This is a genomic window from Shewanella frigidimarina (assembly GCF_003797125.1).
Lineage (GTDB): Bacteria > Pseudomonadota > Gammaproteobacteria > Enterobacterales > Shewanellaceae > Shewanella > Shewanella frigidimarina.
The window spans coordinates 651,506-674,209 of record NZ_RKKE01000001.1; the positions used below are offsets into that span (position 1 = coordinate 651,506).

Here is a 22,704-nt window from a genome sequence, read left to right on the forward strand (position 1 = left end):
TACTTAAAGTGGTGTTCATACTCTGAACGCCACTTTTTCATTTTGGAGCGCCCATGAATAGCTTGTTCTTAACAGCAATAAGCAGCTTAATGGCCATCACCATTAATCAACAAGATATTCCCGCAAAAGAACTCCCTCTGGACCATGACAACGTCCAAAAATTAGTATCTTCTGGTAATATACGTTCATTAGATGATTACTTGACTTGGTTGTCGCAGTATTGTGATGGTCACTTAATCGACGCCCAGCTTTATCAGCACCAAGATAAATGGCGCTATGATCTACAATTTAAGCTAAAACAAGGGCATGTTGTTAATCTGCAATTAGATGCAGCTAACGGTATGCAAGATTCATTGACTCAATTACCGAGCGAATGTACTAAACATGAAACTGTTACTCGTTGAAGATAACCCTTTACTCGTTGCCGAGCTTGAAAAACAACTCAAGCAAGCTGGTTATATTACGGATGTCACAGACAAAGCTATTGAAGCCGATTATTTGATGAAAGAAACTGATTATGACTGTGTCATTTTAGATATCGGATTACCTGACGGAAATGGCTTGTCATTAGTGACTAAATGGCGTGAACGTGGCATAAATACCCCGGTAATCATGTTAACTGCCCGAAGTCAGTGGCATGAAAAAGTTGAAGGCTTTAATGCTGGCGCAGATGATTACTTAGGCAAACCGTTTCATGCGCAAGAACTCCTCGCACGTATTCAAGCACTCATCCATAGAGCCCATGGACGGGTTAACTCGTCATCCAAGCAGCTATGTTATGCAGGGATTAATTTAGACGAAAACGAGCAAAAGGTAACGGTTGGCGAACACATATATGAGCTGACGTCGATGGAGTTTAGGTTACTGAAAATATTCTTAATGTCACCAAAGAAGCTTCTTTCGAAGCAACAGCTTACTGATAAACTTTATCAATTTGATGATGAAAAAGAAAGTAACGTCGTTGAAGTTTATGTCACACACTTACGTAAAAAACTCGGTAAAACCGCTATCGAAACTCGGCGTGGTCAGGGTTATATCTTCCATGGCATTATTGAATGATTTCCATTCGGTTTAAATTAAGCCTCTGGCTCAGTGGCTTAATTATTATTGCTACGCTAATAGGCTTATTTTTATTTGAGTCGATGCTTCGTGATGCGTTTCATGACTCTATTATTAATCGTCTTGAAGAAGATTTAGAACATATCATTATCGCCACTAGGCTCGATGAGGGTGAGATCGTTATCGACCAAAACCAATTATCCAGCTTTTACCGACCAGCTTATTCAGGGCGTTATTTCCAATTAAATCTGCCCGACCGCACTATTCGATCCCGTTCATTGTGGGATGCCGAATTACAAATTGAACAGTTACAAGCACAGCAGAAACGAGTTTGGCAGGCTAAAGGGCCAAAAAACAATGATATGCAGTTGTTATCTATCGGCATCGGCGCACCAAATAGCCACAACACAGCCACATTAACTGTCGCCCAAGATCTCAGTATCGGACGACGTGTTTTTAGCGAAGTGTTTGGTACTAAACTGGCAATTAATATCGGCATGTTATTGGCGATGATCGCCGGTATCTTCATTATTTTACGCCAATCGTTTAAACCAGTGAATCAAATACAAGGGGCACTGGCTAAATTGCGCGAAGGTGAAATAGCATCATTAGCCATTTCACAAATTCCAGCGGAGATCCGCCCTCTTGCCGAAACCTATAATGAGTTATTAGACTATACAGCCAAGCAAATTGAACGTAGTCGCAATAATCTAGGTAATCTAAGCCATGGCTTAAAAACCCCATTAGCCGTAATGCAGCAACAAGTTGAAGCGCTTGGGCTCACTCATCCGGATGCCGCTATAGCAATGCAGCAGCAATTAGATTTAGTTCATAAAATGATTGAACGTAAATTGGCTGCAGCAAGGATAACGGGAGACATGCTGCCCGCAGCACAACTGGCGGTGCCAAAAGATTTTGATAGCTTAATCCAAACGTTACATAAAGTGCATCATCAGCGGAGCATTGATTGCAGCATTGTGAATCCGCAACATATTAGTCGTATTCCAATACATCGCGAAGATGGTATGGAGCTGTTTGGCAATCTGCTCGACAATGCCTTTAAATGGGCAAACTCACAGGTTCATGTCAGCATCGAAGAATTACCATCAGGAGTGATATTAATTAAAATTGAAGACGATGGTCTCGGTGTAAAACAAGAGCAAATTGCATTATTAACCTCTCGTGGCACCCGACTAGATGAAGCAACTATTGGCCACGGGTTGGGCTTATCGATTGTTAAAGAGATTTGTGACCAATATGGTTTTGTATTGCAATTTAGTCGAAGTAATATATTACAAGGGCTTAATGTCAGTATATTGATGAGCAACTAAGCTTTTTTGCCTAGAATAAGCAATAAAAAAGACCTAACTGAGCGATCAATTAGGTCTTTTTCGTCCATGCATAAACATTACATCATTGCATTGGTACTTTCAAAAATCTTGTCGGCAGATGCTGCAACAAAGCCAGTATAAAGCTGACCATTAGCCATTGGATAACGACGGGCAAATTCATAGAAACAACTTGGAATTTCCACATCGCCATCGGTAAAGTTCACAACCACTTTATCAGCCATGGTAGAAGACTGCTCTAACAAGACTTCTGGCGATCCTTTAACTTCACCGCCAGAGCTATTTAACACAAACCCAGCCTGCTTTAAGGCTTGGTTTACATCTTCAATACGCTCAAATTCAGGCAGATCGTTAATTGAAACCGTAAAGTGATTGGCACGGTAACCTAACGCAGCAACCCACGCAGCATATTCGCTTTCAGCAAGTAATGCTTGGTAAGTCGCTTTATCTACATCCCAATGACGACCAGAATATATGAAGTTATCTGCCGTGGTTGCCGCAATATCAACCTGATCGATTAAACCATGGATGCTCTTTTGCAGCTCAGGGCTAAATTCTTCAACTAACAACTCAGAGATAAACACCTTTGGCTGTTTTGGATCCGGATGTTCAAAGTGCTTAGCTATCAGCTTTTTCTGCTCAAACTTATAATCACCACTGTCGACATAACCGATAGAGGTGAAATGTTTAGCCAATACGCTTAAATTTACTTTAGCGATATTAAAAGTACGCAAAGCGATATGGTCATTGATGATTGGCGCGCCATGGCCTAAAAGCTGATGAATTTTCGCCGCTGAAGGCGTCATCTTAATGTAGTCTTGCCATAAGGCAGCAAATAAAGCATTAACGTCAGTATGCATGGTTAAATCCTTCTAAAATAAGGCTGGTGAACAAAGTCACCAGCACGGATCATGCGATGAATTTATCAGTTAAATTGATAAACCAGGGCTTAAAGTAGCAGGTAAGCTTACGGCATCTGCTTCCATTGAAGCGACAGGGTAAGCACAGTAATCAGCAGCATAAAATGCACTTGCACGATGATTACCTGAAGCGCCAACGCCACCAAATGGTGCCGCACCTGATGCGCCTGTAATCTGCTTATTCCAATTAACAATACCAGCACGAATGCGCGCTAAAAAGTAATCGTAATCTTCACGGCTATCCGCTAATAAACCAGCTGATAAACCATAACGAGTCGCATTGGCTAGATGAATAGCTTGGTCAAAATCGCTGTAACGCACTAATTGCAATAATGGACCAAAATATTCTTCATCAGGTAACTCAGCGACTTTAGTGACATCTATTAAGCCTGGAGTGACTAAACCAGTACCAGCTTCAACTTGCACTAACTCAACTAATGAAACACCACCTAATGACTGAAGTGTCGCCTGTGCGGCAACCATGCCACGTGCAGCGGTTTCAGAAATCATCGAGCCCATAAAAGGTTGTGGTTGAACGTTCCAAGCACCCACTTTAATTTGCTTAATAGCCTTTACTAGCTCTGCGATTAACGCATCACCTTGTGCGCCCTCTTCAATATATAAACGACGGGCACAAGTACAACGCTGGCCAGACGAAATATAAGCAGACTGAATAATGTCATGGACCGCAGCTTTGGTATCGGTAACGCCTTTAACGATAAGCGGATTATTACCGCCCATTTCTAAGGCTAAAATCTTACCTGGGAGGCCAGCATATTGTTCATGTAAAATATGCCCAGTACGTGAACTACCGGTAAAGAATAAACCGTCAATTTGTGGATGTGATGCTAATGCTTTACCGGTTTCAACTTCACCTTGCACTAAGTTAACCACACCTTGTGGTAAACCAGCTTTGTCCCAACACTTCAGCATTAACTCAGCCACTTTAGGCGTTAATTCTGATGGCTTAAACACCACTGTGTTACCGGCCAATAATGCTGGTACTATGTGTCCGTTTGGTAGATGGCCTGGGAAATTATAAGGGCCAAATACCGCTACAACACCATGAGGCTTGTGACGTAATACGGCACGCCCTGCAGGTAAATCATTGGTTTCAGTGCCGGTACGTTTGTCATGGGCTTTTGCTGACAATGCTATCTTGCCAATCATAGCGCCCACTTCAGTGGCAGTTTCCCACTGTGGCTTACCGGTTTCTTGAGCGATGGTTTCTGCGATCTCGGCTTTATTAGCTTCTAGTTGTGCACGATACGCTTCGACTATGGCTAAGCGAGCTTCATAACCCAGCATAAACCAATCAAACTGTGCCGCACGAGCGGCATCTACAGCTGCATTCACTTGAGTAGCAGTAGCCGTGTTACCTTGCCAAATTACGTCACCGTTGGCAGGGTTTTTTGAATTGATTTCATGACCTTCGCCAGCTAACCACTGACCTTGAATATATTGTGTCATTTCTTGCTCCTACATTGCTAAAACACGAATTTGCTCGCCATCGCTCACCAGTAAACCAGCGGCGATTTCAGGGCTGAGCACAACATTGTCGTGTTCATCAGAGACCAACAATTTAGCTGCTGACGCACGATAATCAGCAAGCGAGGTGTTGGAAATAATAAAATGATGATCGGCATGTGGCATCTTGCCAACTGAAACGGTCAATAAACGGCTCTTTTTCACTGAGCGGATCTCAGCTAGTGCACATTCAACCGTTGGGCCGCCATCAAAAATATCGACATAATTACGGAACTTAAAACCCTCTGCTTGTAATAAACGCAATGCTGGCTTGGTGTTTTTATGCACTTCACCAATCACTTTTTGGGCTTTTTTAGGCAACATGCAAACATAAACGGGGTTTCGCGGCATCATTTCGGCCATAAAGGCTTTTTTGCCTAAACCAGACAAGTAGTCAGCTTCAACAAAATCGATACCTAAAAAGTGATGTTGTAACCATTCATAAAACGGCGAGTCACCATGATCATCACTCACACCACGCATTTCAGCAATAACGGTATCGCCAAAGCGCTCAGGATGCTGTGCTAATAATAAAAAGCGCGAGCGTGATAACATGCGGCCGTTGTTGCCTTTGCGATATCCGTCTTTTAAAAACAGGGTGCACACTTCTGCTGCGCCAGTGTAGTCGTGGCATAATGTGAGGGTTTCAACTTCATTGCGAACAGAAATTTGCTGAGAATGATAGACCTCAGTACCTAAACGGTAATGATAAAAAGCATCTTGCATGCCGACGGCGGCTTCAATACCACAGGTACCGACAACTTCATTGGTCTTTGTATCTTCAAGCACCATTAAATAACCTTCGTCAAAAGGTTTATCAATTTGCTTGATAAAAGATGCCTCTGCCCTAGCAATCTTCGAACGCAGTAACTCTTCGTTAACTGGTAAAGATGTAAAACCGTGGCCTGACTCAACTGCGATACCATAAAGTGCATCGTAATCACTTGCACGGATAGGACGTATGATTAACATCTTAATCTCCTCATTGCGCCATAAGCGAACCGCGCTGAAATACATTTCAACGCGTATTCACCCAATTGGCGTACCCAAACAAATTAGTGCAAGCTAAGCCTGCACTAAATTTGCAAATTAACCAGCAACCACTTTTGCTACTGCGCGTTCAAAACGCAACAAGCCTTCTGCGATGTCTGCTTCTGGGATCACTAATGAAGGAGCAAAACGCACAACGTTTGCACCAGCCATCAAACTCATAAGGCCTTCAGCAACAGAAGCAACCAAGAAGTCACGGCTACGACCTTCATATTGTTCATTTAATACGGCACCGATTAACAAGCCTTTACCACGTACTTCACTGAATACGTTGTATTTGGCGTTAATAGCCGCTAAACCATCACGGAATAACTGTTCGCGATGTTTAACTCCGTCCAACACTTCTTTGGTATTAACCACGTCCATTACTGCATTACCTACAGCACAAGCCAGTGGGTTGCCGCCATAAGTAGAACCATGAGTACCAATTTTTAGGTGAGCAGCAATTTTTGCGCTAGTTAGCATTGCAGCAATAGGGAAGCCACCGCCTAGCGCTTTGGCACTGGTTAAAATATCTGGCACGATGTCTGTACCCATGTAAGCAAATAACTCACCAGTACGGCCTACACCAGTTTGTACTTCATCAAAAATCACTAATGCGTCATGCTTATCAGCTAAACGACGTACTGCTTTTAAGAACTCAGGATCACCATTGATAATCCCGCCTTCACCTTGAAGAGGTTCAAGCATAATGGCACAAGTCTTGTCAGAAATTACCGCTTCAAGTGCAGCGATATCATTAAATGGCACGTGAGTAATACTTTGTGGCTTAGGGCCAAAACCGTCTGAATAAGCAGCTTGTCCGCCAACTGTTACAGTAAAGAATGTACGGCCGTGGAACGCTTTATCGAATGCGATGATTTGGTCTTTATCTGCACCATGGTTATCTAATGCATAACGGCGAGCTAATTTTAATGCTGCTTCATTGGCTTCTGCACCCGAGTTAGCAAAATAGACGCGCTCAGCAAATGTGGCATTAACTAACTTTGTCGCTAATTCTAGTGCTGGCTCGTTGGTCATTACGTTTGATAAATGCCATAACTTTTCGCCTTGCTCTTTTAATGCTGACACTAAAGCTGGGTGACAATGACCTAAACAATTTACTGCAATACCACCGGCAAAATCGATGAATTCATTACCTTCTTGATCCCATACTCGGCTACCTGCTCCGCGAACAGGAATAACAGCGGCAGGCGCATAATTAGGCACCATAACTTCATCGAATTGGGCACGGGTTAGATTCATTTCTACACTCATTGCATTTCATCCTTCAGGTTGTAAGCGGCTTGAAAGCCGCTGTTTCCGCTGTCTGCTTTATATTCTGTAAGTGCATTAGCGGAAGTTTGTGTTATTTATGCGACATTATTAGCGAAAATGTGATCAAAATACCAGTTCAGTACAATTAACTTCTGCAGGCCTTATTGGTATTCTGCATAAAGATTGATAAATATGACTAAACAACGCATTTATCGGGGGTTATGAAGCATAAATAGTCATAAAAAAAGTTATTTGACTCGAATTTGTGTAGCTATTCATCAAAAGTGAATAATTACACATATTTAACATTTACCCTTTTGATAGAAAAAAGCTATTTAAAGTAAATCAAGCTTCCGAAAATTTTGGCCTTTAAGCCTAATCAGTTCTTGCGCCGAAAACTGATAATAATCAAACATAATACGTTTCTCTTGTGGATCGATTTGTTGTTGCTCTTCTAACAAAAGCACTTTGGCATAACAACTAGCCTTAGCCACAATGGCGGCATGGGCTGATAGCTCTGTAAAGTGGTAATCGTGGTCTAACTCTTTTAACACTTGTGTAATCGGGGAATCATCAAATTTCAGTAAACTCAATAGTTGCCAATTTAAACGGTGGCTATGGAGTAATACTTGCCCCAATACTTCCTCGGCAGGAAAGTCTGTTGCCATAATGGCATCGTAAACTTGTTTTTCTCGGCTATGGCTTGCCTCTCGTAACCAAGTCCCCCAAGTGTTATCAAATATACGCCCACTTTGGCTCAATATAATCGAGGTAGAAAATTGGTACATTAACGCACAGCTATAAGCCAAACCAGGCTCTTCATTATGTAACTCTGCTAAGGTTTGCGCTGCTATGGCACTTACCATGCTGTAACGCCAAAGCTTGCGGGTGATCCATAATAAGTTAGCGTTACCTGAAGGTAACCAGTTACGTAAACAAAAATAAGGGATCAACAAACGTAAATTTTCAATACCAATGTAGTTAAGCACTAGCTTAATGTCGGTCACTTGAACATCGCCATGTTTAGGGCGGCGGTGACGAGATGCTGGACTATTAATTAAATTGATTAAATCACGTGATAACCAGTTAATACTTTCGATAATCGGTCGAAGTCGATTAATGTTCAGATCTGGGTGTAATAAAAGGTCTAACAATAAAATTTGATTTTCGCTAATTGCTGATGCTTCTAATATCATTTGAGGATGAGCTAATTGATGCTCTATCGCATTATTAACTGTATGAATTAACAGTGCGGATACCTCAACATATACACTTTTCTCTTTTGCTTGTTTCTCAAGACGCATTTTTAATGCTTTACGCTCAATATCAAGTTTATTAGCGCTCTCTTCTAATTCTGCGCTCAACTCATCAGGCATAGCATTAGCTTTATGCTTACCCACTATAAGTTGTTTATAGAGTCGGCGCTCAATCTCAATGACTTTTCCGGGCCGAACTCCACCTGCTATTGATATTGCCACTCACATTGCCTTTTACAGTTTTCATCACTTAGTCATAAAAATTAAGGCTTCTCAAAGGAAGCCTTAATAGATATTTATTTGTTTTTTTTAACTCAGAGCCGATTACTTCAATTCTTGTTCAAACAGTTTATAAATACGACGATACTGATCTAACCAACTTGAAGGTTGCTTAAATCCATGCGGTTCGACAGGATAGATTGCCGTTTCAAACATCGGCTTTTCTAATTCAATAAGCCGTTGCACCATGCGCACACTGTCTTGGAAAAACACGTTGTCATCTAACACACCACTCATGATCAATAGTGGTTTCTGTAACCCCTGAGCATGCTCTATTGGTGAGCTACGCTCATAAGCGATAGGATCGACGTCAGGCGTATTTAAAATATTAGAGGTATAAGGTGCATTATAATGTGCCCAATCAGCTACAGGGCGCAATGCGGCTCCTGCTTGGAACAACTCAGGCTCATTGAATAACGCCATAAAGGTAAGGAAACCACCGTACGAACCACCATAAGTGCCCACACGCTGTGCATCCACGTTAGTATTACTTGCCATCCATGCTACACCATCTTTTAAATCTTCAACTTCAGGATGCCCCATGTTGCGATACACAGCGGTTCGCCAATCACGGCCATAACCTTTTGAACCACGGTAATCCATGTCCATCACTACATAACCTTGTTGGGTTAGGAGGTTATGGAACATGAACTCACGAAAATACCCCGAGAAACCATAATGAGCATTTTGTAAATATCCAGCACCATGGTTAAACACTACAGCAGGATATTTGTCTGCTTGGGTAGCATCATAACCTTGAGGCAAATAAACCCGCGCATAAATGTTTCCCGCCCCATGGCTTGAAGGAACCGTCACTATCTGCGGTGTTTGCCAAGGATATAGTGTAAATTCAGGGCTAGTATAATGCGTTAATTGGCTCATTTTTCCGCCAATAGGTTGAATGTACAGTTCATCAGGGTGAACAGCAGATGAAGCCGTTAGTAACAATGATTGTCCATCAGGGCTCAAATTGTAATCCAATGTGCCCATCCACTGAGTCAGTTGCTCTGTTTTACCTGTGGCAATCTCTACACGGTAAACATTGTAGCTACCTGGATGGTCTTTATTAGCACGATAATAAAAGTGTTTTGCGTCGGTTGATAACGTCACATTATCAACCACAAATTTGCCATTGGTAAGAGCGACTACTTTGCCAGCTGCCGTTTTAGTATAGAGCTGAGAAAAACCAGACTCTTCGGATAAGTAGTAAATGCTATCTGTACCAGTTATCCAACCAAATTGATTAAAATTATAGTTTACCCAGGCATCGTCATGTAACCGATGTTCGGTTGTTAGTTTACCTTTTTGAAGGTCGACACTGGCGATCCAGCGATCTTTGTTGTCAACGGCTTCCAGCATCACTAATAATTTATCATCAGACTCATGCCACTGAATTGCGCTTTGGCTCCACTCCCAATCTTGCATTAACTGTACTAAACGCGGGGCTTTTTCACTTTTATAGCTTTTGCCTTGGGCCTTAGCATTTTCAGTTTTGACACTCGCCAATACGTCTTGATCAAAACCAGTTAGACCTTCGATGGTAATGTCTTTTTTATTGTGTTCAATAAGGTCGAGTAGCACTAAACGTTGACCTGGAAAAGCGTCTTCTGCAACACGTGAACGTGCTGGCACAGGATCGACATAACCTTCTTGGCCCAAATAATTCGGCATAATGTCGTGTTCTGCACGCCAATCATAATTTTTGTCCGTTAAGGCCAATATCACATAACGTCCATCAGGCGACAGGCTCATTTCTGAAACCACTTCAGCATCACCTAAATACCAAGGTTTAGCTGAAAAAGTAGGATCGGCTTTAGCCAATGAATCTCGGTATTCATCACGTGTGACACTGTTGTCATGTTCCATGGCAACATATTGAATAAGTCTATGCTGTTGCTTAGCAATAAAGCTGCTTGGCTGCTGCGTCGTTTTAGGTTCGTTTTCCATTTGGATTTCGGCAATTTGTTCTACTAGGCCGCTAGACTGGTGTACACGAAAAATATTATTACCTTGCCAGAATGCAAGGTCGCCACCATTTAAAAAACGTACGCTATTAATCGCATCATTTTGACGAGTAATTTGCTTTATTTCACTGTTTAATAAATTTTTTACAAATACGTTACCTTGATAAATATAGGCTTTTTGAGTCTTGGCCTGATCCAATACACCATTACGCTGATCGGCAAGGTGCAACTGATTAAGTGCAAGCTTGTTTGCCTCGGACTGTCCAATAGCTTGTTGATAAAAATCACGGACCGGAGATTGATGTGCTTGGCGACTGAAATATACCGATTGACTGTCATCGCTCCAATAAGCTCCTTGAGCAAAAATTCCCATCCAATCTGGATTGGCCATAATTTGATTAAGTGTCAACGGTTGCTGGGCTTTTGGAGGCTGTGCTAATGGCACGGTCAACGTTGTTGCACTCGGCGCTGCGATAACCATTGTATCGTCATGTTTGGCCGTGGCAGCACAACCACTTATCATTGCCAAAGAAAGTGCGCTCACCGCAAAGTTTCGCATAAAGCTTGTCATGGTTATCCCTTTTATTATTTTAAGCGCTATTTATAGCACAAATAGACGCGAGAATTTAGCCAGATTAGTTGCAGAAGTTGTAACAGAATACGTGATAATGAACCCGAAGATATAAATTCGAAAACGCTTTATAAATACAAAAAGTTATCCAAAAGTTCATGGCCTTGCTGAGTCAAAATAGATTCAGGATGAAACTGGACGCTGTAAATACGTAACGCGTCATGGCTCATCGCCATAATTTCACGGCCATAAATTGGGTCATCAAACCACGCATCCAGACTAAAGCCATGAGGTACATGGTTAATCAACAATGAATGATAACGAGTAACCTGCAGAGGTAATGCTAATTGACGGAATAATCCCTGTTGATTATGTTCAATCAAGCTGATTTTACCGTGCATAACACGTTTTGCACGCACAACATCAACACCAAACACTTGTGCGATAGCTTGATGTCCTAAACACACACCAAGAATAGGAATTTTACCGGCAAAATGTTTAATAGCTGCAAGTGAAATACCCGCTTCATTAGGAGTGCATGGACCAGGAGAAATAATCAAATGTGTAGGTGCTAAAGCTTCAATTTGTTCAATGCTGATTTCATCATTACGTTTAACCAGTATCTCTTGCCCCAGAGCTTGGAAGTACTGAACTAAGTTAAACGTAAAAGAATCATAATTATCAATCATCAACAACATTATGGGTTCCAGTTGCGCTATAAATGTTTGTAGCACATCAATTTTAGCTTAAAAAAAACCAGCCTTGCGACTGGTTTTATGTAATGTTAACTAACCGCTACTTCACCACAGTTAAATGGTTTTTACGCTTAGTTTTATCATCAGGCTTTGTCGATTTAGACGATGGTGCCAATGTCGAAGTGTCATCAACAGATTTCATTGATGGCGGTACAGATGATAACTCATCATGTTCACCTTCGATCATATATGCATCTTCCATATCAAACACCGTGCCAGCACCGTTTTCACGAGCGTAAATGGCCACGATCGATGCCATAGGCAAAAACACATTCTGTGGTACACCACCAAAACGTGCATTAAACTCTACTGCATCATTAGACATGTGAAGATTAGCCACCGCTCCGGTTGCAATATTCAAGACGATTTGACCGTCTTTGACAAATTGCTGCGGAACCTGCGTACCGTTAACAAATGCATCCACGACTACGTGTGGCGTCAAATGGTTATCCATCAACCACTCATAGTAAGCACGCAACAAATATGGACGATTAGCTGTTATTGGTTTCATTACATGCCCATGCGCATTTCGCGCTCAGCCTCAGTTAACGATGCCTTAAATGATTCACGTTCAAAAATACGTGTCATGTAAGCACTGATATCTTTCGATGTACGTGGGTCTAAGTGAATGCCTAATACTGGTAGACGCCACAATAATGGGCCTAAGTAGCAATCAGATAAACCAAACTCTTCGCTCATGAAGTATGGCATTTCAGCAAATACTGGCGCTAAAGCAATTAAGCTTTCCATTAACTCTTTACGCGCTGCATCAGCCTTTTCACCTTTACGGATACGCTCTACAAGCGCATACCAATCGGTGTCGATTCTATGCATCATTAAACGGCTTTGGCCGCGAGATACCGGATATACAGGCATTAATGGAGGATGTGGAAAACGCTCATCCAAATATTCCATAATAATGCGTGATTCGTACAACACTAGTTCACGATCAACTAAAGTCGGTACAGAGTTGTATGGATTTACTTCAAGTAAATCTTCAGGCATTTCACTTGGGTCTACCTGTAAAACATCAACGGTAACCCCTTTTTCAGCCAATACGATACGTACTTGGTGACTATATAAATCATCGGCACCAGAAAAAAGTGTCATGATAGAGCGCTTGTTGGCAGCAACAGCCATTGATACCCTCCAGAATCTAGAAAAAACAAAACAAACGAGGGGCTAAGCCCCCCGTTTACAAAATGCGGATAATGTATATTAACCGTTATTGATGGCTAGTGCACATCTTTCCAGTATTCTTTCTTCAACAAATAAGCAATGATGAAGAAAATAAACAAGAATCCAAGTACCCACCAACCTAAAGCTTCACGCTCTAACTGAACTGGTTCAGCTGAATAAACTAAGAAACCCGTGATATCACGAACGACTTGGTCGTATTCTTCTGCCGTCAATTTGCCACCTGTGGTAACAAGATTACCATCTTTATCTTTTACAAGAGATGCATTACCAGCTTCATCTTTCGTAACAGTAGCAAGACCTTGTAAGTCTTGTAAAACATGTGGCATACCCACTGATGGGAACACTGTGTTGTTCACACCAAATGGACGAGTCTCATCTAAGTAGAAACCTTTTAGGTATGAAAATACCCAATCAGCACCACGAACACGAGCAACCAACGTTAAATCAGGAGGCGCAGCACCAAACCATTTAGCGGCATCTGGAGTAGGAATAGCGTTTTCCATTAAATCACCGATTTTTGCACCGGTGAACATGTACTTGTTACGCATATCATCGTTAGAGATGCCTAAATCAGTTGCAACACGCTCGTAGCGTTGGTATTGAGTGCTGTGACAACCAGAGCAATAGTGTTGGAATGAATCCAAACCACGCTCTAATGACGCTTTATCATGCAAATCAACGTTAGCACTTTCTAAGTGAACACTATGTCCACTTGCTGCCATTGCGAGAGATGGCAGCAATGTAACTAATGCAATTAATAACTTTTTCATTAGTGTGTCACCCTCGTTGGGACTTCTTTTGTTTTCTCATTCTTACTGTAAACCCATAAGGCTACGAAGAAAGCAAAGTAAGTGAAAGTGAATACACGTGCCGCAATAGTTAGCTCAGGTGTTGCAGGAACTACACCTAAATATCCTAAAATAATGAACGACACAGTAAATTGTGCAATGTTGATCTTGTGGATCATGCTGCGATAGCGAATAGACTTCACTTTACAACGATCAAGCCAAGGCAGTAGGAATAACACTGCAATTGACAGACCCATACCAATAACGCCCACTAATTTATCAGGGATAGCACGTAAAATGGCATAAAAAGGTGTGAAGTACCAAACTGGCGCAATGTGTTCAGGTGTTTTCATTGGATTAGCCGCTTCAAAGTTTGGCTTTTCAAGGAAATATCCACCGCCTTCAGGCATGAAGAACAACACATAACAGAACACGATTAAGAACCCAGCGACACCCATAATATCTTTTACAGTGTAGTAAGGGTGGAATGGAATACCATCAATAGGCCATCCGTTCTCATCTTTGTTCTTTTTAATTTCAACACCATCAGGGTTATTCGAGCCCACTTCATGCAAGGCGATTAGGTGTAAGAACACCAATACAACCAATACAAGTGGTAGCGCAATAACGTGCAATGCGAAGAAACGGTTTAGTGTTGCACCTGAAATAACGTAATCACCACGGATCCACAATGTTAGGTCATCACCAATAACAGGAATGGCACCAAACAAAGAGATAATCACCTGCGCACCCCAGTAAGACATTTGTCCCCAAGGTAGTAAGTAACCCATAAATGCTTCAGCCATCAGCACAAGGAATATCAACATACCAAACAGCCATAATAGCTCTCTTGGTTTTTGATAAGAACCGTAAATTAACCCACGGAACATGTGCATATAGATGACAAAGAAAAATGCCGATGCACCTGTAGAGTGCATGTAACGTAGCAACCAACCGTAATCAACATCACGCATGATGTACTCAACAGAAGCGAACGCGCCTTCTGCTGTTGGTACGTAATTCATGGTTAACCAAATACCAGTTAGTAATTGGTTAACTAAAACTAATAGCGCTAATGAACCAAAGAAATACCAAAAGTTAAAATTCTTTGGTGTCGCATACTGTCCAACATGACGGTTGTATGTAGCCGTCATTGGGATGCGAGCATCAATCCAATCAATAATATTCTTAACCATTACGCCGCTCCTGTATCTACACCGATGATAACGTTGGCATCATCGACATATTTGTGCGGTGGGATCACTAAGTTTAGTGGTGCTGGAACACCCTGGAATACACGACCAGCCATGTCAAATTTAGAACCATGACAAGGACAGAAGAAACCAGAAGCTACACCTTCAACCTGCTCACCGAATGAATCAGGCAGATAAGTTGGTGAACAACCTAAGTGAGTACAGATACCGACTGCAATAAAAAATTCAGGCTTAATAGAACGCGCAGGGTTAGTTGCATATTCTGGTTGCTGCATTTCTTCTGAAGCAGGATCGCGTAATTTGCTGTCTAATGTTTTAAGATTATTTAGCACAGCTTCTGTACGACGAACGACCCAAACCGGTTTTCCGCGCCATTCGACACGAATTAACTGACCTGGTTCTACTTTACTAATATTTACTTCGACCGGCGCACCTGCAGCTTTCGCCTTGGCGCTCGGATTCCATGACTTGATGAAAGGAACCGCTACAGCGACGGCACCAGCACCACCTACTACGGCGGTTGCGGCTGTCAGGAATCTGCGACGTCCGGTATCGACTGGCGCATTGCTCATCCACTTATCTCCCAGAGGGTGTTGGAATTTTTATATTTCAATACTTTAGCGACCATAAATGGTGAAACGCTAAAATCATAGTTTGAGGCGGTGCTCATTATAGCGAAAAATTAGAACCAGATCATAGTGAAAACACACATCTAAGATGAGGATATTAACATTTTTTTCAAAAACGCTTACAAATCAGTCATCTTAAACAATTAGCAGCAGCTTAATTAGCTGTAAAAAGTCTTATAAATACATTTAAAACAATAAATTATTAATCATAAATAATAAAAGACATCGGAAAGATGCATTAATGTGATTTGCGACGACTTTTGGGAAAACAGAATTCATACTAAAAACATTATATTACAGGCACAAAAAAGCTCGGTAAAAACCGAGCTTTTTAATGCAAAAACATACGCGGGTATTATTTACCGTTTGATGATTTCATGTACTTGAAGAAATCACCTTCTGGCTCTAACACCATAATGTCATTTTTACCGGCAAAACTGTCTTTGTACGCTTCTAAGCTACGTAAAAAACTATAAAACTCAGCATCTTTACTGTAGGTATCAGCATAAATCTTTGCCGCTAATGCATCACCTTCACCACGAATGGTAAGGGCTTTACGTTCAGCTTCAGCAATCTTTACTGTCACATTGGCATCAATAGTCGCACGGATAATTTCAGCTTGCTCTTTACCTTGCGCACGGTGCTCTTTCGCCACAGCTTGACGTTCAGCACGCATACGTTGGTAAATACTAGTACTGACATTAGCAGGTAAGTTAATTTGCTTTACACGCACATCAACCACTTCAATACCTAGATTCTCAGCGCTTTCAGAAGCATTTTCTAATGCATCGGTTTGCAATTCATCACGCTTACCTGAAACAATTTCTTTGATTGTGCGACGACCAAATTCAGTACGTAAATCGTTGCTAATCTTGGCTTGTAATAAGCTTTCTGCATTGGCTTTAATACCGCCATTAGTAGAAAGATAGTACTTTTCAAAATCACGAATACGCCACTTAACATAAGAGTCGACCATTAAGTCTTTCTTTTCAGAAGTCACAAAACGATCCGCAGCACCGTCCAATGTCTGGATGCGAGAATCCAAATATCGAACTTTATCTACCAAAGGCAATTTAAAGTGAAGGCCTGGTGCAAAAACAGTTGTTGCGCCATCTTCTTTAAGCACTTTACCGAAACGTGCAACAATCGCGCGTTCACCTTCGCTTACCACCATCAAAGAGGAAAAGCTCACCCCTAAAATGATCACGAGAATGATCAGAGCTAATCTACCCATTGTTAGTTCCTCCCTTGGCGAATACGATCTTCGCGGCTGAGACGACCATCAGTCGGCATGCTAGTAATCGGCGTATCAACACCACTACTAGAAACAGAATTGATGTGACGTTCAACCTCAGGTTCTACTTGATTGCGCAGACTCTTAGAAGAATCCATCAACTTATCCAAAGGTAAATACATCAGATTGCCGCTATTCTTAGTGTCGATAAGTACTTTATTAGTATCAGCCAACACAGATTGCATCGCATCAATGTATAAACGATTTCGGGTTACACCTGGAGCAGCTTTATACTCAGGTAATAACTTCTCAAATCGAGCGACCTTACCTCTAGCTTCAAGAACTTCACGCTCTTTGTAAGCACTAGCTTGTTGTGCCATACGTTCGACAGTACCACGCGCTTTAGGTTCGATTTCACGAGCATAAGCTTCAGCTTCGCGAATAAAACGCTGTTCATCTTCCTGAGCAGAGATTGCATCATCAAATGCATCTTTGACTTCTTCAGGAGGACGAGCTGGTAAAAAGTTAACGTCACGAATTTGTAAGCCTAGTTTATACGGTTCAATAATACGCTCTAACTCAGTCCAAGTGTCACGACGAATTGCATCTCGACCAGTGGTTAAAATGTCATCCATACGATTATGACCAATGACATAACGCAACGCACTATCAGTCGCTTCACGTAAACTCGAATTGGCATCAACAGCACTGTACAGATATGAATAAGCATCTGATACGCTGTATTGAACCACAAGTTCAACATTCACGATGTTTTCATCAGATGTCAGCATTCTGCCAGACGCAGGAATCGAACGGAACGTTTCCACATCAACCATTGTCACTTCGTCAATAAAAGTGGCTTTCCAATGTAAACCGGAACTCACTTCACCGATGTGTTGACCAAAACGGAGTAACACTCCACGCTCAGCTTCTTTGACCGTATATAAGCCAGACAATGCCCAAATAACTAAGGCAATCAAGGCAATTACAATCAGTAAAGATGAATTAAATGGCTGACCAGTGGCGCTACCGCCCCCCTTGCCACCAAAGCGTTTTGATAGGTTACGAAATACTTCGTCAAGATCTGGTGGCCCTTTATCGTTACCACCTTTATTTCCCCAAGGGTCTTTGTTTCCCTTGTTACCGGGCTCATTCCAAGCCATTTAGCACTCCATAATTGGATGAAATAAATGAGATTAACAAGTGACGTCTACTTCTGAAGGTTCAAAAATAAATGCCTCTAATTCCCCCTGACTCTGTTTAGCTAACCGGCGCCAATTGGCGTCCGATAAACGAACAGATAAAATACAGTTCCCCAGATCGTCATACTCTTTCTGCTGTATTGCATCCAGTCGATAAAACTGGCCAAGATAATGTCCTGCTGATGCAGGTATTTTCAATGTAAGCTCGCAAATCACTTCACCGATTAATTCGGTTATCGCTTTCAGCAGCAAATCAAATCCAATGCGTTTTTGCGCAGAGACCCAAACCCTCTCAGGTTTACCGTCTTCATCGTAATCGATACGAGGCGCGAAATCTTCAAGTAAATCTATCTTATTGCATACAATCAATTGAGTGATTTCATCTGCATCAATTTCTTCCAATACTTTTTGTACTTGGTCAAAATTTTCAGTCATATTGTCATCAGCACAATCAACGACATGCAAAAGAATTTCAGCTTGTCGAGTTTCTTGTAATGTGGCTTTAAATGCTGCGACGAGATCATGAGGTAAATGACGAATAAACCCAACTGTATCCGCTAAAATGACCGCACCATCAGGTAACGATAATTTACGCAGTGTCGGATCTAATGTTGCAAATAACTGATCAGCAGCATAAACATCCGATGACGTTAGTGCATTAAATAATGTCGATTTACCCGCATTTGTATAACCTACTAAAGACACAGTCGCTAAATCACTGCGCTTACGAGCTCGTCGGCTTTGCTCGCGTTGTTTATCTACTTTGTCGAGGCGACGATTGATATTCTTGATCCGGCCTCGTAATAAACGTCGGTCTGTTTCAAGCTGGGTCTCACCCGGCCCTCGCATCCCGATACCACCTTTTTGTCGCTCTAAATGAGTCCAACCACGAATTAGGCGTGTCGACATGTGGCGCAATTGCGCTAGCTCCACTTGCATCTTGCCTTCATGAGTTCTCGCTCGTTGAGCAAAAATATCAAGAATCAACGTAGTTCGATCTAAGACTCGGCACTGACACACCACTTCAAGATTACGTTCTTGAGCAGGACTTAATGCATGATTAAAAATCACTACATTGGCTTCAGTAGCAGCGACCATAGCAGCAAGTTCTTCTGCTTTGCCGGAACCAATAAAAAACTTTCGGTCCGGCGAGCGTCTGCTGCCAGTAATCACTCCAACAGAGCGAGCACCAGCAGATTCAACTAACAACTGTAATTCAATTAGATCTTCACGACGCTCTTCGTCTGAAAAGTCTATATGAACCAATACAGCTGTTTCACCCGCTTCATAACGATCAAACAAAAATTATATTCCTTTTCAAATTATTCAGCATCGCTTTCTTCACCATGGGCAGTACCCTGGTGAGCAGAAACATTAAATGGGCGTGCTGGTACAACTGTTGAAATAGCGTGTTTGTAAACCATTTGGCTTACAGTATTTTTCAACAAGATAACAAATTGATCAAATGACTCAACTTGGCCTTGTAATTTAATACCATTCACTAAATAGATAGAGACTGGTACACGCTCTCGACGCAATGCGTTCAAAAATGGGTCTTGTAAAGATTGCCCCTTAGCCATTTCAATTTCCTTTTTTATTTTAAAATATGTTGAATTAAGTTTTATTGTTTAGTTTTAGTATTATACAGCAACAGCTAATAAGCTAGCGGCTTTGTCGCATAAGCGTAACTAAATTCCCTTCTACACCACTTTCAAGCCACTGTAAATCTGGCCAGCTCCTCAACCATGTTAATTGACGTTTAGCCAATTGCCTAGTAGCTGCGGTAGCTTTTTCGACCATTGTCGCATGATCAAATTCATTATCTAAGTACTGCCAGCACTGTCTGTAACCAACACAACGCATTGATGGTAGCTCTAAATGCAAATCATCACGCGCTTTCAAACGCGCAACTTCTTCGATAAAACCTTGCTCTAACATGATATTAAAACGCTTAGCGATTAACTCATGTAAAACTTTTCGATCGTTTGGTGCAATAGCAAATTGCACTACATCATACGGCAAAGCGGCTGACTTAGTTTGTGTCAATTCAGTCATTGTTTTGCCACTGATCCGATAAACCTCTAATGCTCTGGACAACCGTTGTGGATCGTTTGGATGAATTCTTTCTCCAGCAACAGGGTCTATGTTACATAATTCTTGATGCAGCGCTTCCCAACCCTCGGTTTGCGCTTGCGCTAATATTTGTTGCCTAATGGCTTCATCAGCACTAGGTAATGGTGATAAGCCTTCTAACAATGCCTTAAAGTACATCATGGTACCACCCACGAGTAAAGGGGTCTTACCACGGCTAATGATGTCTTCTATAGCCAATAATGCATCACGGCGAAAATCTGCCGCTGAATAACTTTCGCCAGGGTCAAGAATATCAATTAATTTATGCGGAGCCATTTCCAGTTCTTCAGCACTGGGTTTAGCAGACCCAATATTCATATTACGGTATATCAATGCAGAATCCACTGAGATAATTTCGCAATTATATTGAGTCGCCATATCAATGGCTAATGCCGTTTTGCCTGAGGCGGTAGGCCCCATTAAAAATATCACTTTCGGCTTATCGACACTATTCACGTTAATTATCTTTCATCCAATTTTTCCAAGGTATTATGCGTTCTTGGTCATAGCAAGTTTGTTGTGTTTCATCGTCAAGTGAACAAAATTGTAGCCATAAAGCTTGAGCTGGCTCAAATTGCGATAAACTTTGTTGTGCCAGCCAACCGACGATGGCGCTCTGGGTAGGTTGCTCTAATTGTATCCATTGCAGTAACTCTGGAATCACAATTGCAAGTTGGCATTCCCTCAAATATGGGGGCACTTTTTTAATAATCAACTGTTGGAAGCGAATTGTTAGCTCAATACCCATTTGACGCAGTAATTGATCACGTGCAGCTAAGGTTTCTATCCAATCCAAATCTGCTGCTATAGACACAGGCATTAACAAAGGCTGCGACACTAAACCGTTAGCTAATTTGATTTCAACATCTTTCTTTCTTACTGCCAATAACACGCTTTTTATTGGCAGTAATGACAACTTATCATCTTTACAGATAACCCAATGCTCACCCGCTAACAACGGCGGCATAGTAACTTGAGGGGCAGCCTCATGAACATAGGATACCGCGCTATTCATCGGGGTATGCAACAATTGCCCATAATTGGCAATGGCCGTTTTCGTCTGGGCAGAAGATGCACTAGAAGGCTTTTTATCATAACTAGGCTTAATTGCAGCTGAATAACCTCCAGAGAAGCCATTATTCTTTCCAGGGACATGCATCGAGCCAAATTGGCTAACGCTGTTAATCGCCTTACTAGAGCCATGATTAAGTGTGAATTCATCTTCTGCGGTATCGACGACTTTCACATCATGCATCAAGTTCGATTCTGTGTGCATTGGGGCAACACTATCATGATGTTCTAATTCATCAGACAGAGGTAGTACTGGCATTTCTACTAATGCCGAGCGCACAGCTTGAAGGATAAAGTCGTGTACATAACGAGATTGATGAAACCGCACTTCATGCTTGGCAGGATGCACATTGACATCAACTTGATGTGGGTCAAGTGATAACATCAACACATAGCCCGGTTGATGCTCAATACCATATTCAGCAAAAGCTTGTTTTACAGCATGGTTAACCAATCGGTCTCTAATTAATCGTCCATTGACATAAAAAAAGTTGGTGTCAGTGATAACAGTGTCTTGTGGCGACTGCAGATAACCGGTTAATACGAAATCATCATGCTCACAGGCAATGCTCAATGCTTGATCTGCAAACGCTCTACCGCAAATTTGCGCCAAACGTTGTTGGGTTTGAATGTCAGTATTTGCAGGACGATACTGACGCACTAACTTAGCGTTGTGTGTCAGGGTAAAATGAATATCGCTACGAACAATGGCTATACGTTTTAACCACTCATCAATATGAGTAAATTCAGTTTTATCACTTTTTAAAAAACGGCGTCTGGCGGGAGTATTAAAAAATAAATCCACCACTTCAATAGTCGAACCTTGTGGATGCGCAGCAGGAGTCACTTTCACGTCCATTTGCGAGCCTTCAGCATAGGCCTGCCAAGCTTCAGATTGCTCAGCGGTTTTCGAAGTTAATGTTAATCGCGACACTGAACTAATACTGGCCAAGGCCTCCCCCCGAAAACCAAAGCTTAAAATAGCTTCTAGGTCATCGAGCGTATGTACTTTTGAGGTTGCGTGACGCGATAACGCTAATGCCAACTCATCTTTAGCAATACCCGCACCATTATCGCGAATACGTATAAGCTTACTGCCGCCTTTATCGATATCGATATCAACTCTAGTCGCACCAGCATCAAGGCTGTTTTCAACCAGTTCTTTAACCACAGAAGCCGGGCGTTCAACGACCTCACCGGCTGCGATTTGGTTTGCAAGTTGAGGAGGTAACAGCTGAATCGCCAT

General features: G+C 41.8%; 21 protein-coding genes. 3 read left to right on the forward strand and 18 right to left on the reverse strand.

Annotated elements, in window-relative coordinates; all coding sequences use genetic code 11:
* Positions 1-53: 53 nt before the first annotated feature.
* From EGC86_RS02875 to EGC86_RS02885, 3 genes are read left to right on the forward strand one after another with little or no spacing between them, the layout of a single operon-like run.
* Positions 54-404 carry a PepSY domain-containing protein gene (locus EGC86_RS02875; protein WP_011638732.1) on the forward strand — a complete coding sequence of 117 codons (351 nt, stop codon included), beginning with the start codon at positions 54-56 and terminating at the stop codon, positions 402-404.
* Entirely contained in the window at positions 385-1,059 is a 675-nt protein-coding gene (locus tag EGC86_RS02880) for a response regulator transcription factor (protein WP_123776567.1), read from the forward strand. Before EGC86_RS02875 ends, EGC86_RS02880 begins: the two co-directional genes overlap by 20 nt.
* Positions 1,056-2,390: an ATP-binding protein gene (locus EGC86_RS02885; protein ID WP_123776568.1), complete on the forward strand. Its 1,335-nt coding sequence runs from the start codon at positions 1,056-1,058 to the stop codon at positions 2,388-2,390. Before EGC86_RS02880 ends, EGC86_RS02885 begins: the two co-directional genes overlap by 4 nt.
* A gap of 77 nt (positions 2,391-2,467) precedes the next feature.
* Here the strand turns inward: EGC86_RS02885 and EGC86_RS02890 are convergent, their stop codons facing one another.
* The 18 genes from EGC86_RS02890 to mutL all read right to left on the reverse strand — a co-directional run bounded on the left by EGC86_RS02890 (position 2,468) and on the right by mutL (position 22,704).
* Positions 2,468-3,268: a DUF1338 domain-containing protein gene (locus EGC86_RS02890; RefSeq protein WP_102037572.1), complete on the reverse strand. Its 801-nt coding sequence runs from the start codon at positions 3,266-3,268 to the stop codon at positions 2,468-2,470.
* A 69-nt stretch (positions 3,269-3,337) separates the two neighbouring features.
* A complete protein-coding gene (gene astD / locus EGC86_RS02895) occupies positions 3,338-4,798 on the reverse strand; it encodes a succinylglutamate-semialdehyde dehydrogenase (protein ID WP_011638736.1) in 1,461 nt (486 codons plus the stop codon).
* Positions 4,799-4,807: 9 nt separating this feature from the next.
* The gene (gene astA / locus EGC86_RS02900; RefSeq protein ID WP_011638737.1) at positions 4,808-5,827 is read right to left on the reverse strand and encodes an arginine N-succinyltransferase; all 1,020 of its coding nucleotides are present in this window, start codon (positions 5,825-5,827) and stop codon (positions 4,808-4,810) included.
* Between the two features lie 117 nt (positions 5,828-5,944).
* Positions 5,945-7,162, reverse strand: a complete 1,218-nt coding sequence (locus tag EGC86_RS02905) for an aspartate aminotransferase family protein (protein ID WP_011638738.1) — start codon at positions 7,160-7,162, stop codon at positions 5,945-5,947.
* Positions 7,163-7,497: 335 nt separating this feature from the next.
* Positions 7,498-8,640: an HDOD domain-containing protein gene (locus EGC86_RS02910; protein ID WP_123776569.1), complete on the reverse strand. Its 1,143-nt coding sequence runs from the start codon at positions 8,638-8,640 to the stop codon at positions 7,498-7,500.
* Between the two features lie 102 nt (positions 8,641-8,742).
* A complete protein-coding gene (locus tag EGC86_RS02915) occupies positions 8,743-11,232 on the reverse strand; it encodes a S9 family peptidase (RefSeq protein WP_123776570.1) in 2,490 nt (829 codons plus the stop codon).
* Between the two features lie 128 nt (positions 11,233-11,360).
* Positions 11,361-11,930 carry an aminodeoxychorismate/anthranilate synthase component II gene (locus tag EGC86_RS02920; protein WP_123776571.1) on the reverse strand — a complete coding sequence of 190 codons (570 nt, stop codon included), beginning with the start codon at positions 11,928-11,930 and terminating at the stop codon, positions 11,361-11,363.
* A 97-nt stretch (positions 11,931-12,027) separates the two neighbouring features.
* Positions 12,028-12,498 carry a ClpXP protease specificity-enhancing factor gene (locus EGC86_RS02925; RefSeq protein WP_123776572.1) on the reverse strand — a complete coding sequence of 157 codons (471 nt, stop codon included), beginning with the start codon at positions 12,496-12,498 and terminating at the stop codon, positions 12,028-12,030.
* Positions 12,498-13,127, reverse strand: coding sequence for a stringent starvation protein SspA (gene sspA / locus EGC86_RS02930; RefSeq protein ID WP_011638743.1), 630 nt, complete (start codon positions 13,125-13,127; stop codon positions 12,498-12,500). The genes EGC86_RS02925 and sspA overlap by 1 nt, the downstream gene beginning before the upstream one ends.
* 95 nt (positions 13,128-13,222) lie before the next feature.
* Positions 13,223-13,957 carry a cytochrome c1 gene (locus EGC86_RS02935; protein ID WP_123776573.1) on the reverse strand — a complete coding sequence of 245 codons (735 nt, stop codon included), beginning with the start codon at positions 13,955-13,957 and terminating at the stop codon, positions 13,223-13,225.
* Positions 13,957-15,171 (reverse strand): cytochrome b, encoded by a 1,215-nt coding sequence (locus EGC86_RS02940; protein WP_011638745.1) that lies wholly within the window; start codon positions 15,169-15,171, stop codon positions 13,957-13,959. Before EGC86_RS02940 ends, EGC86_RS02935 begins: the two co-directional genes overlap by 1 nt.
* The gene (gene petA / locus EGC86_RS02945) at positions 15,171-15,761 is read right to left on the reverse strand and encodes a ubiquinol-cytochrome c reductase iron-sulfur subunit (protein ID WP_123776574.1); all 591 of its coding nucleotides are present in this window, start codon (positions 15,759-15,761) and stop codon (positions 15,171-15,173) included. Before petA ends, EGC86_RS02940 begins: the two co-directional genes overlap by 1 nt.
* 412 nt (positions 15,762-16,173) lie before the next feature.
* Positions 16,174-17,052 carry a protease modulator HflC gene (gene hflC / locus EGC86_RS02950; RefSeq protein ID WP_011638747.1) on the reverse strand — a complete coding sequence of 293 codons (879 nt, stop codon included), beginning with the start codon at positions 17,050-17,052 and terminating at the stop codon, positions 16,174-16,176.
* A gap of 2 nt (positions 17,053-17,054) precedes the next feature.
* A complete protein-coding gene (hflK, locus tag EGC86_RS02955; protein WP_011638748.1) occupies positions 17,055-18,215 on the reverse strand; it encodes an FtsH protease activity modulator HflK in 1,161 nt (386 codons plus the stop codon).
* Positions 18,216-18,248: 33 nt separating this feature from the next.
* Positions 18,249-19,556 (reverse strand): ribosome rescue GTPase HflX, encoded by a 1,308-nt coding sequence (gene hflX, locus EGC86_RS02960; RefSeq protein WP_011638749.1) that lies wholly within the window; start codon positions 19,554-19,556, stop codon positions 18,249-18,251.
* Positions 19,557-19,576: 20 nt separating this feature from the next.
* Complete coding sequence (gene hfq / locus EGC86_RS02965) at positions 19,577-19,834, reverse strand: RNA chaperone Hfq (RefSeq protein ID WP_011638750.1); 258 nt, start codon at positions 19,832-19,834, stop codon at positions 19,577-19,579.
* A gap of 82 nt (positions 19,835-19,916) precedes the next feature.
* On the reverse strand, positions 19,917-20,843 hold the full coding sequence (miaA, locus tag EGC86_RS02970) for a tRNA (adenosine(37)-N6)-dimethylallyltransferase MiaA (RefSeq protein ID WP_123776575.1): 927 nt from the start codon (positions 20,841-20,843) through the stop codon (positions 19,917-19,919).
* A 1-nt stretch (position 20,844) separates the two neighbouring features.
* Positions 20,845-22,704, reverse strand: coding sequence for a DNA mismatch repair endonuclease MutL (mutL, locus tag EGC86_RS02975; protein WP_123776576.1), 1,860 nt, complete (start codon positions 22,702-22,704; stop codon positions 20,845-20,847).

Excerpts from the sequence above, each read along its gene's own strand:
- EGC86_RS02885 (WP_123776568.1), top strand. The coding sequence starts at position 1,056 with ATGATTTCCATTCGGTTTAAATTAAGCCTCTGGCTCAGTGGCTTAATT.
- astD (WP_011638736.1), bottom strand. The coding sequence starts at position 4,798 with ATGACACAATATATTCAAGGTCAGTGGTTAGCTGGCGAAGGTCATGAA.
- hfq (WP_011638750.1), bottom strand. The coding sequence starts at position 19,834 with ATGGCTAAGGGGCAATCTTTACAAGACCCATTTTTGAACGCATTGCGT.
- EGC86_RS02880 (WP_123776567.1), top strand. The coding sequence starts at position 385 with ATGAAACTGTTACTCGTTGAAGATAACCCTTTACTCGTTGCCGAGCTT.
- EGC86_RS02915 (WP_123776570.1), bottom strand. The coding sequence starts at position 11,232 with ATGACAAGCTTTATGCGAAACTTTGCGGTGAGCGCACTTTCTTTGGCA.
- mutL (WP_123776576.1), bottom strand. The coding sequence starts at position 22,704 with ATGGCGATTCAGCTGTTACCTCCTCAACTTGCAAACCAAATCGCAGCC.
- EGC86_RS02920 (WP_123776571.1), bottom strand. The coding sequence starts at position 11,930 with ATGTTGTTGATGATTGATAATTATGATTCTTTTACGTTTAACTTAGTT.
- astA (WP_011638737.1), bottom strand. The coding sequence starts at position 5,827 with ATGTTAATCATACGTCCTATCCGTGCAAGTGATTACGATGCACTTTAT.
- EGC86_RS02890 (WP_102037572.1), bottom strand. The coding sequence starts at position 3,268 with ATGCATACTGACGTTAATGCTTTATTTGCTGCCTTATGGCAAGACTAC.
- EGC86_RS02935 (WP_123776573.1), bottom strand. The coding sequence starts at position 13,957 with ATGAAAAAGTTATTAATTGCATTAGTTACATTGCTGCCATCTCTCGCA.
- EGC86_RS02905 (WP_011638738.1), bottom strand. The coding sequence starts at position 7,162 with ATGAGTGTAGAAATGAATCTAACCCGTGCCCAATTCGATGAAGTTATG.
- petA (WP_123776574.1), bottom strand. The coding sequence starts at position 15,761 with ATGAGCAATGCGCCAGTCGATACCGGACGTCGCAGATTCCTGACAGCC.
- EGC86_RS02925 (WP_123776572.1), bottom strand. The coding sequence starts at position 12,498 with ATGAAACCAATAACAGCTAATCGTCCATATTTGTTGCGTGCTTACTAT.
- hflK (WP_011638748.1), bottom strand. The coding sequence starts at position 18,215 with ATGGCTTGGAATGAGCCCGGTAACAAGGGAAACAAAGACCCTTGGGGA.
- EGC86_RS02875 (WP_011638732.1), top strand. The coding sequence starts at position 54 with ATGAATAGCTTGTTCTTAACAGCAATAAGCAGCTTAATGGCCATCACC.
- hflC (WP_011638747.1), bottom strand. The coding sequence starts at position 17,052 with ATGGGTAGATTAGCTCTGATCATTCTCGTGATCATTTTAGGGGTGAGC.
- sspA (WP_011638743.1), bottom strand. The coding sequence starts at position 13,127 with ATGGCTGTTGCTGCCAACAAGCGCTCTATCATGACACTTTTTTCTGGT.
- EGC86_RS02940 (WP_011638745.1), bottom strand. The coding sequence starts at position 15,171 with ATGGTTAAGAATATTATTGATTGGATTGATGCTCGCATCCCAATGACG.